Source organism: Streptomyces sp. M-16 (assembly GCF_052114405.1).
In the GTDB taxonomy this organism is placed as follows: domain Bacteria; phylum Actinomycetota; class Actinomycetes; order Streptomycetales; family Streptomycetaceae; genus Streptomyces.
In genome coordinates, this window is the sequence record NZ_JBFRER010000001.1 from 228,018 (window position 1) to 240,440 (window position 12,423).

Sequence of the window (12,423 nt, forward strand, 5' to 3'; positions counted from 1 at the left end):
TGACTTGGCCGCCCCTGCGCACACCGGCAGAATTGATTTCATCAAGGGCGAAGGGAAAAGGATCCCGGAGCCGGAACAAGCAGAAGGAGAATCCCATGAAGAAGGTCGAACTCGCCGCCAAGCCCGTCCAGGCCCGCTCCATCAAGATCCACTACCAGCGCTGACCCGCCGATGATCTCGGGCGGGGGCCGGAGCGACCAGCCCCCGCCCGGGTCACCAAGGAGACCCCATGCTTCTGCGCCGCGCGCACAACCTCGTCTGCTACTGGCGTGACGGGGCGTTCGTCATCCAGAACTACCTCGGCGGATCCGAGGTCTCGCTCGCGCCGGTGGCCGCCGACCTCCTCGCCGCGTTCACCGACTGGACCACCGTCGACGAGGCCGTGACGATGTTCCCGGACCACGATCCCGACTCCTGCCGCGCGGCCCTCGCCGAACTGCACGCCTACGGCTTCCTCGTCTCCGAGGACGAGCGCGAACGCGACGACCGGCTCGCCGAGCACTGGGACACCTGGTCGCCGGAGGCCGGCGCGCTGCACTTCTCCAGCAAGGACGCCCCCTACACCGATTCTCCCGAGGTCAACGAGGACTTCCGGGCCGGGAAGCGTCCCGCGCTGTTCAAGAACTACCCCGCCGCGGACCGGATCCTGCTGCCCCGCGCCCCCCTCGACGTCGACGCCGGTTTCGTCCGCACCCTCTACGGCCGGCGCACCCACCGGTCCTTCCGGCAGGCGGACCTGCCGCTGCCGGTGCTCTCCGGACTCCTCGCGATGGTGTTCGGCCCCAGCGAGTTCCTCGACGGCCAGGACTTCGGCGCCCTCATGAAGCGCACCAGCGCCGCAGGCGGCTCACGGCACGAACTGGAGGCGTACGTCGGCGTCTTCGCGGTCGAGGGCGTCACGCCCGGGCTCTACCACTACAACGTCCTGGAGCACTCGCTGGAGCTCCTGGACCCCGCCTTCACCCGCGAGCGGGCCGCCCACCTGAGCTTCGACCAGGAGGCCGTCGGGGAAGCCGCGGTCACGGTGTTCGTGACGGCGGTCGTCGAACGCATGAGCAGCAAGTACCGGGCGCCCCGCGCCTACCGGGTGATGCTGATGAACGCCGGCCACCTCGGCCAGACCTTCGCCCTCACCGCCACCGCGCTGGGCCTCGGCCCCTTCCAGACCGCGGCCTTCCGCGACAGCGAACTGGAAGACGCCCTCGGCGTGGACGGCATCGCCGAAACGGCCCTGTACGTCCTGGCCGCCGGGATCCCCGCGGGGGTCCGGCAGGACGCCGAGCCCACCGCCGGTCTCGACGCCTTCCGGCGCGCGGCGCTGTACCCGGGGGACGACCCCGCCTGAGGCCGCGGGGCGCACTGCGCTCCTAACCGTTCTGGCACGCCTTCTGGAAGGCGCGGTTGGCGGCCTGGGTCCAGCTGTTCCAGTAGGTGTCGCTGTGCTGCTGGCCGCTCTTGTCCGCCACGGGCGGGGTGGCGCAGCTCTTGGCGGCCGCTGCGATCCCCGCCTCGGCGCCGGCCGCGGTGCCCGCGGCCCGGTCACGCCGGGAGCCGGGCTGGGTCGGGCTCGTGGCCTGCGGTGAGGTGGCCGCGGGGACGCGCTTGCAGTTCACGAAGACGAAGGGCTGGTTCTCGTTGACGGCGAGGACCGTGTAGTCGACGTTCTTCTGGAAGCGCTTCAGGAGGAAGTGCCCGGTCGCGTCCACGTTCAGGTCTTCGGTGCTCTCGCCGTCGTTGAGCTTGCGCGGTGGCGTGAACCCCTCGCCGGAGATGACGACGGCGGTCCCGTCCGCGTTGGGCGTGACCGTGCAGCTGGCGGCCGGCACCGCCGCGCCGGAGGCCGGCGCGAGGACGACGGCACTGCCGCACACGACCGAGGAGACGAGCAGGGAGGTGATCACGGCGCGTCGGGTGCGTCGGTACATGAGGGTGCTCCCATCGGGCATCGGATCTTCGGGCCCCGGAGGACGGCGCGGGAGTCGAGGGGGAGCGGGTGCGGCCGCGTGCGAACGGGCAGGCGGCAGCCCCGGGGACGGCGGTGCGCCTTCTCCGTGCCTCGGGCTTCCCTCCGACCGCCGCGCCCGGTGCGCGGCAACCGGGCGTATCCGGACGTGCCCGTCCCCTCCATGCTGCCCCGATCACCCCGGGGTGTCGACCGGAAGCCGACGCGGCCTACCGCCCGGCCGCCGAACCCGGCGGCAGCATCGCCCGGAACCGGGCCGACGGCTCCACCCCCAGCTCCGCCCGGACCAGCCGCCGGAACGCCCCGTACTGGCGGACCGCCTCCACCGCGTTGTGTTCGGCCAGGTGCACCGCCACCACCGTCCGGTGCGCGCTCTCGCGCAACGGCTCGATGCCCACGCAGGTGAGGGCCGCGTCCAGGGCGAGGGCGTGCCGGCCGGAGCGGATCAGCCGGGCGCTGAGCGCCTCCGGCGCGTGCAGCCGCAGCTGCCTCAGCCGCTCCCGTTCGAGGAGGGCCCATTCCTCGTCCCAGCCCGGCAGCAGGTCCCCCGCGAACAGCAGACCCAGCCCCGGGTCCTCTCCCGGATCCCCGTCGGCGTCCACGACGCGCAGCGCCGTCCGACGGAAGGCGTGCACGTCGACGGTGACCTCCTCGTGGAGCGAGAGCATCTCGCCCCGGACGTCGACCACGTGCCGGCCACCGCGGCGCAGCCGCCACAGCGTGGTCCGCAGACTGCCCTGCGCGTGTCCCTCGCCGGAGTCCGGCCACAGCGTCCCGGCGAGGACGCCCCGGCTGACGCTCCGGTGGAGCGCGAGGAAGGCCAACAGCCCTTGCCCCGGGGCCTCCACGGCGACCGCGCCGCCCGGGGCCTCGTAGCGGAAGGTGCCCAGCAGCCGCAGTACCGGCCCGGCGCCGGGAGCGACGTGTCGTACGGCATCGATCCCCTCTCCCCCTGTGCCCTGCTCCCTTCCCTCCGGTCGGTCCGCCGAACGCACTCGTGCGGGTGGTTTGCGCAGGTCTCAGCGCCGCGCACCGTGTCGAGGATCCACTGCTGGATCGTCGCCGTGAGTGCGGCGTCCCGGTTCCTCCAGCGCGCGATCTCGGCGGGGTCGGTGGAGTAGTTCGAGGCGTGCTCCCAGGCGGACCAACCACGCGCCCCCTTGGAGGAGTTCGCGGAGGCGTCCATGAGGACGAGGTTGTCCTTGCGGACCGCCAGCCGCTCGCGCTCCAGGGCCTTGAGCTTGGTGAACCCGTCCATCTGCGCCATGCGGTCCAGCGAGACGACGCGGTCCACGGCCAGTTTCCCCGACGGTGACCGCAGTGTCCCCACCCGGTCGGCCGTCCCCGACGCCGCGACCTCGGCCCGCTCGGGGGAGCCGTCGAAGACCGCTCGCATGCGCTTGACCGGGCTGACCCGTGCCTTCTCGGCGAGCGCCTCGGCCGCCAGTACGTCCTGCCGGGCCCGGGAGACGGCGCCCCGCTCCATCCACGTCCGGCCGCCGTGGCCGTGGCGGACGACGTCGTCGAGACCTTCGAGGTTCTCGCGCAGCTCCTCGATCCGCTCGCGGTCGGGCGCCCCGGAAGGAGTCTTCGGCCCAGCCCTCAGCTCGGCCAGCAGCTCCTCCCGGGTCTGCCGGAGCGAGCGGAGCTCTTCCCCGGCTTCGACCAGGGCCTTCTCCGCAGCGGCCTGCTCCTGCGTCGGCGGATGCCAGGCCCGCATGTCCGCGACGATCGACTCGAACTCGCTCGTACCGCCCGCCTTCCGCGCCGCGGCCGACCGGTCGACGAACTCCCAGCAGGGTGGCCTCGTCCATGCGGCGCGCCCTGCCGACCGCGACGATCTCATTCACCTCCGTGAAGTGAGGTTGTACAGGGTCCGGGGGGCGCCGGCCGGGGGCGTCTCGCTGGTGTCGTGGTCGACCCGCGTGTACAGGGAGTCCCCCCACAGGCCCTCGCCCCGCGCGACGAGCGTGACCGGGCGCGAACCCGCGAGGACGAGGGTGGAGGCCTTGGCGTTCTTCGTGTCCTCGCCGTCCCCGGTGTGGACCAGCCGGACGATCTCCGCCTCGCTCCCGCCGTTGGCGTAGTGCTGGTAGACGGCGTACCCGAGCGGACTGCGCGGGACGACCCCGCCGAACAGCCGCTGGTAGTCGGCGAAGCTCGTGATGTGCACCGGCCGGTCGGTCGGGCCGCGCACGGCCGCCCCGGCGAAGGCGGTCACGGACGTCGGCACCCCGGTGATGGTGTGCACGGCGCTCTTGACCTCGTTGATGTACACACCCGGGAAGGTGGGGCTGACGGGCACGGCCGCTCCCCTCTCGCTGTCGGCTGACCCGCAGTCTGCCGCCCGTGCGTGACCGGAGCATCACCGGGGCGTCACGATGCGTGAGATCGGTGCGGGTGGCCGCGGAGCGGGGGAACGCCGCGGTCCCGGACCTCCGTGGGCCCGGGACCGCGGCGGCCGCCGACGGCGCGCGCGTCAGCGCTTGAAGATGTCCTTCATCTTCTCCTTGGCCTGGCGGGCGTCGCCCTTCGCCTTCTCGGCGCGGCCCTCGGCCGTGAGGCGCTCGTTGCCCACCGCGCGGCCCGCCGTCTCCTCGACCTTGCCCTTGGCCTGCTCGGCCTTCGCGCGGCCCTTCTCCTGGTTCGACACAGCTGATCACTCCCTGGGGGACGGGAACACCGTACGTCCCGCGTTTGACCGCGATCGCGGCGCGCAAACGTCGGCCGGACCGGTCGTCAGGATGCCTTCGGGGACGGGCGGGCGGCGTGGGAGGGAGTGGGGGTGTCGGTCAGGGCGGCCGTGAGCGCGGCGTGGTCGGCGAGGGTCAGGTCCGCGTAGGCCAGCGCGAAGCGGGCGACGGCCCGGTCGAAGACGTCCCCGGAGCCCAGGTAGCCCGCGATCGCGATCCGGTCACCGGTCCGGGAGTGGGCGCGGGCCAGGGTCCGGCCGCACAGCGCCGCGTACTCCTGCAGCAGCACGGGGTCCATGGCGGCGACGTCGGCGGAACCCTTCATGTCGCGCAGCTGGCGCCAGTAGAAGTGCCGGCCCCCCGGACCGGTGGCCCAGCCGAGGAAGATGTCCGTCGCCCCCTGCATCAGCCGCTGCCCGGCCGCCACCCGGTGGCCCGCGTGCCGGTGCGCGGACGCCCCGGCGTGGGGCTCCAGGACGGACGGACCGGCCTCCTTGATCTGGAGGAACAGCGGGTCTGCGGCGTCCCGGCCGGTGAGCAGCACCACGAAGCAGCGGGTTCCGACGCTGCCGACGCCCACCACCTTCCGCGCCACGTCCACCACCGCGAACCGGTCCAGCAGCAGGCGCCGCTCCTCCGGCAGGGACTCCCGGTAGTCGCGGAACACGCTCCGCACGGTCGCGTCGTCCAGATCGTCCACCGGTTCCAGGAGCGGCGGTTCGTAGCGGATCCGGGGCCGCCCGTCCACGACGTCCGTCAGCTTGTCCAGGGCCTGCAGACTGGTGCGGCGGCGGGCGCGCTCCAGGCCGGCCGCGACCCTTTCGCGGTGCCGGCGCCGCACCAGGGGCAGCGCCTGCGCGGTGTCCACCCGCTCGTACCAGACGGCGAGTTCCCCGAGCCCGGCGAGGCGGCGCATGTTCCGCCGGTAGGCGGCGGCGGACGCCTCGGCGGCGGTCAGCGCGGCCGCGTCGTCGTGGCCGTTCGCGCGGGCGGCCACGGCCACGCTCGCCGCCAGCCGTTTGACGTCCCACCTCGAACGGTCCGGGTAGCGTCTCGTCGAAGTCGTTAAGATCGAAGAGCAGGGCGCGCTCGGGCGAGGCATACAACCCGAAGTTCAGCAGGTGGGCGTCCCCGCACAGCTGCACCCGCAGGCCGCTGTCCGCCGTCGTCGCCAGGTCGGCGGCCATCACGGCCGCCGCGCCGCGGAGGAACGCCAAGGGGTCCGCCGCCATCCGGGCGTACCGCAGGGGCAGCAGCTCCGGCAGCCGGCCGGTGCCCTGCGCCGCGAGCACGGCGACCGGGTCCGGCCGCTCGTCGGCCGTCGGGACCCGCTCGTGCGCCGAGCGCGGCAGCCGCTTGCGCTGCGCGCGGCCGTGCCGGGTCCGGTCGTCGGGGGAAGCGGACAGCGCCATCCCCCACTCATACCACCGGGTCCGGCCCTGCGCCGATCGGGCGACCGTGCGGTGCGCCGTACGGACGTACGGGGCCCAACGGCGCAGGGTCGAGGTCGGTGCCGCGCTCGGTGCGCGGCGCGTCGGCCGTGGAGACGGGGAGGCGCAGATGCGCATGTTCAGGAGGATCGCGTGGGCGGGGCCGGCGGCGGCCGCCGCCGTCACCCTCTTCGCCGGGAACGCGCTGGCGACGTCGTCGCCGGCCGAGGGGCTGGTGGTCAGCACGTCCGGGCTCAAGGTCAGGGCCCACGCGAGCACGCACTCCCGCGTCGTCGGCGTGCTCGACCCCTGGCAGAAGGTCCGGCTCTCCTGCCAGGCCGAGGGTGCGTGGGTGGAGGGCAACGACATCTGGTATCGGCTGCACGGCAGGCCGGGTTGGGTCTCGGCCGGCTACGTGCACAACTACACCCGCGTCCCCTGGTGTTGAGCCCGGCCCGCCCCTGAATCCGCCGGGGCGGTCGTGGGGCCGGGCCGGGCGGCGGTGACCGGCGGGTTCCGGCCAGGGCGGTGGCGGGTGGGGCGGGCGGGGCTGGTGCGGGGGGTCCCCTCGGCCGATACTGCGCCGGGCAGGGTGCCCGATCACGGAGGGGGACCGACGATGCCGATCCGCACGTTCCGTACCGGCCCGCGAAAGCCGCGCCGCGGGGGCCGCGTGGCCATGACGGCGGCCGTACTGGCCGCGCTGGCGGCCGCCCTCGCGCCCGCCCCCGCCCAGGCGGCGCCGGCCTGCGGAGCCGCGCCGGCCCCGCCGCCCGTCGAGGTGGCCCGGATACCCGACTGGGTCGAGTCGATCGCCGTGGACGGACACGGGCGGATGTTCGCCACGGCGTACTACACCGGCCGGGTCTACCGCATCGACGCCCCCGGCAGCACCCCCGTCGCGCTGACCGGCGACATCGGAGCCAACGGCGGGATCGTGGTCCGGGGCGACGGCCGGCTGCTCGTCGGGACGGGCAACGACCTCGCGCACTCCCTCACCGGCGGCCTCCTGCCGGTCTCGAAGCTGCTGCTGGTGGATCCGGATTCCGGCGGGGTGAGCACGTACGCCTCGGGTCTGGGCGGGATCGACGGCGTCGCCCTCGCGCCCGACGGCACCGTGTACACCACCACCCTGGGCGCCCGGACCATCGGCCGCGTCACCCCGGACGGGCGCGTCGACCCCGCCTGGGCCCGGGTGGGCCAGCCCAACGGGATCGCCGTGTCCCCGGACGGCTCCGAGGTCTACGTGGTCCAGACGACGGTCGCTCCCGGCCTGTACCGGATCCCCGTGGGCGACCCGGCGCAGCCGCGGCGGTGGCTCTCCACCGAGCCCTGGGACGCCCTGGCCCTGCCCGACGGGCTCACCCTCGACGGCCGCGGGCGCCCGCTGATCGCCACCCACGTGTCGGGACAGATCTGGCGGGCCGAGGGCGGGTCCCTGTGCGCCGTGGAGTCGGGCCTGCACCTGTCCACCCAGATCACCTACGGGCACGGCGACCGGGGCTTCTCGGCGGGCAGGCTCTACCGGGCGGGTGTGGACGGCCGGATCGACGAGGTGCCCGCGGGCGCCGACCCGTCCGGCCGCTAGGCCTAGGTCCTGTCGTCAACGCGGCGAGGTGCGGTGCCGGGCGTCGCGGGCCGGGTACCACCTTGACGACAGGGCCCGGCCGGGCCGGTGGTGTGCCGGGCGCGCGCCGGTGCCGTCACGAGGCGCGGCCGTAGCGGACGTTCCTGCTCCAGATCCGTTCGAGCCGTACGCGGGTCCCCGGTCTGGGGGCGTGCCAGATCTTGTCGTCGCCGGCGTAGATGCCGACGTGGCCCATGGTGGATCCGTCGGGGAAGAACACCAGGTCCCCCGRCACCCGTTGGTCCCGGCTGATGTGATCGGTGTGTTCGTACTGCTGCTCCGCGGTGCGGGGCAGCGCCCGGCCCGCCTGCCGGAAGGAATAGAGGGTCAGGCCGGAGCAGTCGAAGCGCGCGGGCCCGGCCGCGCCGTGCGCGTACGGGGCGCCCTCCTTGGAGGCGGCCACGACCACGGCCTTGGCGCCGTAGGAGGGAGCGGCGCCGGCGGGCGAGGCGGGGCCGGCGACGCCGGAGGCGGTCAGGAGCAAGACCAGCGCGAGGGCGCGGGGGAGGCGGGATCCTGGAATGCGGCGAACGGGCCGGTGCGGCTTTCGGCAACTACGCGAGACGGTCCTGGATACGGACATCGGGATACCTCCGCGTTCGGATGCGGGCATCGGTCGGTCGGATAACTGCGACGGTCCTGCTTTCGGTGACATGGGTCCCTGGGGTCTGATGGCCGCCCAGTTTTCTCCGATGGCACACGCGTTTCACTTCCCGGGCACACTCCGGGTTGTATCGGTTCTGCAAAATATCCGCGAAGCAATGGAAAAATTCTCGCGCATTGGCGTGTTGCCGGTTTCGCCGCGCACGCGCGGGCGCACGGGCGCGGCCGTTCGTGATAACGGGAGACTCGACGAGGGCACGAGGACGGCTGGTCCGTTCCGGCCTGGCGCGGACGACATGCACAAACTCCCGTGTCTCGTAGTGGTGTTCGATCGAGGCGCCTGCCGGATCGACGGTTTCGCACGGGCTGGCGGTGGCCGAGGAGTTCCTCGCCGACGGCGTGTCGGAGCCGCCGGCGGCGCGGGTGCTCGAACTGGCCGGCGCCGCCCTGCGGGCCCTCGGCATCACCGACGGCGTGACGCACGTGGAAATCGAGCTGACTTCGGACGGTCCCCGTCTGATCGAGGTCAACGGCCGGATGGGCGGCTACGTACACGCCCTGCTGCGCGCCGCGCTGCGGACGGCCCTGTCCCCTGCTCGACGTTCCCGAAATCGCCTTTCCCGCCATGGAGTTCGTCCACTTCGTAACACCCCCGCCGAGGCGGACGCGACCTCGGCCGGGGTCCGGGGACTGGAGGAGGTCGCTGCCCTGGAGGAGGTGTGGCAGGTCTCGGTGGACGCCCCGGCGGGCTGCTCTCTGCACGGGCGCACCGGCACGGAGGCCCACCTCGGGACCGTCCACGGCCCCGCCGCCCCGGGAACGTCGGCGGGAACGGGCGGAGGTCGCGCAGTGCCACGGCCGTGGGCCGCAGCGGTACGCAGGACACCACAGGGCCGTGCGCAGGGCGCGCAGCTGCGCGGCCCGCCGCCGAGGCCGYCGATCCGGACGCGCCCGCCCGGTGACTGTGGCTGACCACCGAGGGGGTCACCCGCTTCGCCCTCGACGGCATGCGGGGCGGCGGGGGACGGACTCACCCCGGGGTGCGACTCCCCGGGGCGGATCCAGATCGTGCTCGCGGTGGAGGCGGAGTCCGGCGTACGGCTGCCCTCCACGAGCCTGACCGCGACCGGCCGCTTCGAGCAGCTGTGCCGCGTGGTCGCCGAACGGCGGGGGAGTGAGCGGTCAGCTCCAGCAGGGGCAGGACGCCGGCCGGGGGGTGAACGCCCGGTCCGCGTCCGGCTCCCCGGCCACCCGGCCGGCGGGCGGGAGCAGGGTGAAGTCCGCCGCCGGGTCGACCTCGTCGAAGGAGGCGAACAGGTGCGTGCGCGGGAACCAGTCGCCGAACGGCTCCGGCGAGGCGCCTATGCCGATGAACTGGCTGCCGGTCGCCACCGCCGCCCGCACGTCCCACGGCCCGTCACCCACGCAGACCACCCGGTCGAAGGCACCGCCGGCCCGCTCGACGCACTGGTGGACGGCCTCGCGCACCAGGTGCTCCCGGAAGGCGTGCTCACTCGCGGTCACCACCGGCCCGGTCACCTCCAGGGGAGCCAGCTTGGCCTCGGTGACCTCCCGCATCGCGCCGGTCGCGAAGGCCACCGCGTACCCGGGGTCCGCGTCCAGCGCCCGCAGGAACGCGGCGGCCCCGGGGATCTGCTCGACGCCCTCCCGGGCCGTCGCGGCCGTGAAGTGCTCGTGGAGCAGGCCGGAGAACCGCTTGGTCTCCGCCTCGCCGGGAAGCCGGCCCGTGTTCTGGCGGAACACTTCGCGAAAGATCCACGAGTCCGTGTGGTGGGTGTAACCGCCCCAGTCCGAGTCGATCTCCGTGAGCCCGCTCTCACGGAGCGCCGCGACGAACGCGGCCACGTGGGCCGGCACGCTGCGCAGCAGCGTGCCGTCGATGTCGAAGACGATCAGGGTGGTCATGGCCTGCTCCCTCGGTCGAACGTAGTGAAGATCCGAAAGAGTAGGGGAAGGGGCTGGACATGCCGTCGAGAGGGACTGGGCACACCGCCCGTACGCGAGCCCGGTGGGCCCGTTGAGACCGGGGAGGTCGGAAGGGTCCGGGAGTCCAGCGGTGCGTATGGCCTGAAATACACTGTTCCGGTGACCGACACCCCCATGCCCCCCTGCCCCGAGTGCTCCGGCACCTACGCCTACGAGATGGGCGTGCTCCTCGTCTGCCCCGAATGCGGTCACGAGTGGCCGGCCGCCTCCGACGACGGCGCCGCGGCCCCCGCCGAGCGGGTGATCAAGGACGCGGTCGGCAACGTACTGGCCGACGGCGACACCGTGACGGTCGTCAAGGGACTCAAGGTCAAGGGCAGCCCGAGCGGGATCAAGGCGGGTACCAAGGTGCGCAACATCCGCCTCGTCGACGGCGTCGACGGCCACGACATCGACTGCAAGGTCGACGGGTTCGGCGCGATGCAGCTCAAGTCCAGCGTGGTCCGCAAGGTCTGACCGCCGCCCCGGCCCCGCCCCGCCCGGCCTGCCCCGCCCGGCCCGTCCGGCCCCGGCCGTCCGGCACGTGTGAAGGCCCCTCCACCGGGAACACGAGGGCCGAGACGGGCGAACGGCGGCGGCTCGTGCCGCCGTTCGCCGCCGACCGGAGGAGCGGGGTTCACGTGACCGAACATGTGTGGAGCTACAAGTCGACCGCGGGGCGCCCGGCGGGCGCCGACCTGATCGGCTACCGGGTGGAGGCGACCGACGGAAGCGTGGGCAAGGTCGCCAAGCACTCCGACGAGGCCGGTGACGCCTACCTGGTCGTGGACACCGGGACGTGGATCTTCGGGAAGGAGGTCCTGCTGCCGGCGAGCACCGTCGTGAGCGTCGACACCGCCGAGCGCAAGGTCTTCGTCGACCGGACCCGGGGCCAGATCAAGGACGCCCCCACCTTCCACCGCGACACCCACCTCGCCGACCCCGCCTACCGCGAACGGCTCGGCACCTACTACGGCAACGGCGTCCACGGCACCGGCGGCCCCTTCGGCGGCCGCGTGCTCTGACCCCCGGGCACCCGCCCGCGTACGGCCCGGCCGCAGGTCAGTCGAGCGCCGGATGGACCTCCGGGTGGGCGTCCCACCAGACCTGGTGGAAGGCGTTGTTGCCGACGTCGGCCACGTAGGAGCGGGCCGCCGAGCGGTAGAGGAGTTCCGCCTGCCGGGCCGACAGCGCGGCCCGGTTCCAGGCGAGGCGGATCCGGCCGGTGACGGGGTCCCCGGCGAGCGGGCGCATCACCGTCCCGTCGGCCGCCGGAGCCGTCGGCTGGCTCAGTGACACGGGCCGGCCCGCGGCGATCAGATCGTAGTGCATCTTCCGGTCGGTGATCCGGTAGCGCAGCAGCGGGCTGAACCCGGCTTTGGCGCAGGCGGCCACCAGGGCCTCCGGGCCCCCGTCGTCGTCCTCCACCAGCGTCATCCACGGCTCGTCGGCCAGGTCCGTCAGGTCGATGTGGTCCAGGGCCGCCAGCGGGTGCTGCGCCGAGAGCCGGATGCAGAACGGCTCCTTCGCGATCAGGGTCCGGGCCAGGACCCCCTCGGGAAGAGGCACCTCGTGCTCGTTGACCTCCCCGTACACGATCGCGTCGTAGCGCCCGGCGCCCAGCATCCGGGCCAGGGCCGTCACCGAGTCCTCCAGGTCCACGGTGATCTCCCGCCCGGCCATGGCCAGGTCGGTCTGGGCGAGGAGCCCGTCGAGCAGGACCAGCAGGATGCAGCCGAGCCGCAGCGGCGCGCCGGGGGCCAGCGCGCGCGCCTCCGCGCCGAGCGCGTCCATCTCGCTGAGCACCCGGCGCGCCTTGGTCAGCACGAACTGGCCGAGGGCGGTGGGCTCCACGCCGTTCCTGCCGCGTACGAACAGCTCCCCGCCGGTGACCGCCTCGATGCGGCGCAGCTGCGCCGAGAGCGCGGGCTGGGACACCCCGAGCCGCCGCGCCGCGGCGCCCAGGCTGCCCGCCTCCGCGATCCTGCAGACGGCCTGCAGATGTCTCAACTCCAGCTGCATCCCGGCAGGTTACGCAGCGGCCCGCCACCGCACCATAACCGGACCTTATGCCGTCCGGGATGTCTCAATCTCGTCATGTCCACATCCATACTCGGCGGC

14 protein-coding genes and 1 pseudogene are annotated in these 12,423 nt (G+C 73.5%); 7 read left to right on the forward strand and 8 right to left on the reverse strand.

All coding sequences use genetic code 11. From position 1 onward, the window contains the following. Positions 1-32: 32 nt before the first annotated feature. Both AB4039_RS00970 and AB4039_RS00975 read left to right on the forward strand, forming a co-directional pair. Positions 33-164 (forward strand): hypothetical protein, encoded by a 132-nt coding sequence (locus AB4039_RS00970; protein ID WP_266846009.1) that lies wholly within the window; start codon positions 33-35, stop codon positions 162-164. A 65-nt stretch (positions 165-229) separates the two neighbouring features. Beyond that, entirely contained in the window at positions 230-1,345 is a 1,116-nt protein-coding gene (locus tag AB4039_RS00975) for a SagB family peptide dehydrogenase (protein ID WP_266846010.1), read from the forward strand. Positions 1,346-1,367: 22 nt separating this feature from the next. On the opposite strand, the gene AB4039_RS00980 is transcribed toward AB4039_RS00975, so the two are convergent. The 5 genes and pseudogenes from AB4039_RS00980 to AB4039_RS01000 form a co-directional block, all read right to left on the reverse strand. After that, the gene (locus AB4039_RS00980) at positions 1,368-1,925 is read right to left on the reverse strand and encodes a hypothetical protein (RefSeq protein ID WP_266846011.1); all 558 of its coding nucleotides are present in this window, start codon (positions 1,923-1,925) and stop codon (positions 1,368-1,370) included. Between the two features lie 247 nt (positions 1,926-2,172). Further along, positions 2,173-2,958 (reverse strand): AfsR/SARP family transcriptional regulator, encoded by a 786-nt coding sequence (locus AB4039_RS00985; protein WP_442269732.1) that lies wholly within the window; start codon positions 2,956-2,958, stop codon positions 2,173-2,175. A gap of 851 nt (positions 2,959-3,809) precedes the next feature. Then, on the reverse strand, positions 3,810-4,268 hold the full coding sequence (locus AB4039_RS00990; protein ID WP_442269733.1) for a hypothetical protein: 459 nt from the start codon (positions 4,266-4,268) through the stop codon (positions 3,810-3,812). 174 nt (positions 4,269-4,442) lie between these two features. Beyond that, the gene (locus AB4039_RS00995) at positions 4,443-4,616 is read right to left on the reverse strand and encodes a CsbD family protein (RefSeq protein WP_266846015.1); all 174 of its coding nucleotides are present in this window, start codon (positions 4,614-4,616) and stop codon (positions 4,443-4,445) included. A gap of 86 nt (positions 4,617-4,702) precedes the next feature. Beyond that, positions 4,703-6,068 (reverse strand): annotated as a pseudogene (locus AB4039_RS01000) (DUF2252 domain-containing protein). 148 nt (positions 6,069-6,216) lie between these two features. Between AB4039_RS01000 and AB4039_RS01005 the strand changes: the two are divergent. Together AB4039_RS01005 and AB4039_RS01010 are read left to right on the forward strand one after the other, a co-directional pair. Continuing rightward, on the forward strand, positions 6,217-6,534 hold the full coding sequence (locus tag AB4039_RS01005) for an SH3 domain-containing protein (RefSeq protein WP_442269734.1): 318 nt from the start codon (positions 6,217-6,219) through the stop codon (positions 6,532-6,534). A 171-nt stretch (positions 6,535-6,705) separates the two neighbouring features. Continuing rightward, complete coding sequence (locus tag AB4039_RS01010; RefSeq protein WP_442269735.1) at positions 6,706-7,674, forward strand: SMP-30/gluconolactonase/LRE family protein; 969 nt, start codon at positions 6,706-6,708, stop codon at positions 7,672-7,674. 115 nt (positions 7,675-7,789) lie between these two features. Here AB4039_RS01010 and AB4039_RS01015 read toward each other — a convergent pair whose 3' ends face one another. Then, positions 7,790-8,296: a C40 family peptidase gene (locus AB4039_RS01015; RefSeq protein ID WP_442269736.1), complete on the reverse strand. Its 507-nt coding sequence runs from the start codon at positions 8,294-8,296 to the stop codon at positions 7,790-7,792. A gap of 392 nt (positions 8,297-8,688) precedes the next feature. Here AB4039_RS01015 and AB4039_RS01020 point away from each other — a divergent pair, with 392 nt between their 5' ends. After that, positions 8,689-9,288, forward strand: coding sequence for a hypothetical protein (locus tag AB4039_RS01020; protein WP_442269737.1), 600 nt, complete (start codon positions 8,689-8,691; stop codon positions 9,286-9,288). 210 nt (positions 9,289-9,498) lie between these two features. On the opposite strand, the gene AB4039_RS01025 is transcribed toward AB4039_RS01020, so the two are convergent. Continuing rightward, a complete protein-coding gene (locus AB4039_RS01025; protein WP_266846019.1) occupies positions 9,499-10,242 on the reverse strand; it encodes an HAD family hydrolase in 744 nt (247 codons plus the stop codon). Between the two features lie 195 nt (positions 10,243-10,437). On the opposite strand from AB4039_RS01025, the gene AB4039_RS01030 reads away from it, so the two are divergent. Both AB4039_RS01030 and AB4039_RS01035 read left to right on the forward strand, forming a co-directional pair. After that, complete coding sequence (locus tag AB4039_RS01030; RefSeq protein WP_442269754.1) at positions 10,438-10,779, forward strand: zinc ribbon domain-containing protein YjdM; 342 nt, start codon at positions 10,438-10,440, stop codon at positions 10,777-10,779. Positions 10,780-10,943: 164 nt separating this feature from the next. Beyond that, positions 10,944-11,327: a PRC-barrel domain-containing protein gene (locus tag AB4039_RS01035; RefSeq protein ID WP_266846020.1), complete on the forward strand. Its 384-nt coding sequence runs from the start codon at positions 10,944-10,946 to the stop codon at positions 11,325-11,327. A 37-nt stretch (positions 11,328-11,364) separates the two neighbouring features. Here the strand turns inward: AB4039_RS01035 and AB4039_RS01040 are convergent, their stop codons facing one another. Then, positions 11,365-12,324: a LysR family transcriptional regulator gene (locus tag AB4039_RS01040; protein WP_442269738.1), complete on the reverse strand. Its 960-nt coding sequence runs from the start codon at positions 12,322-12,324 to the stop codon at positions 11,365-11,367. Positions 12,325-12,423 lie beyond the last annotated feature (99 nt).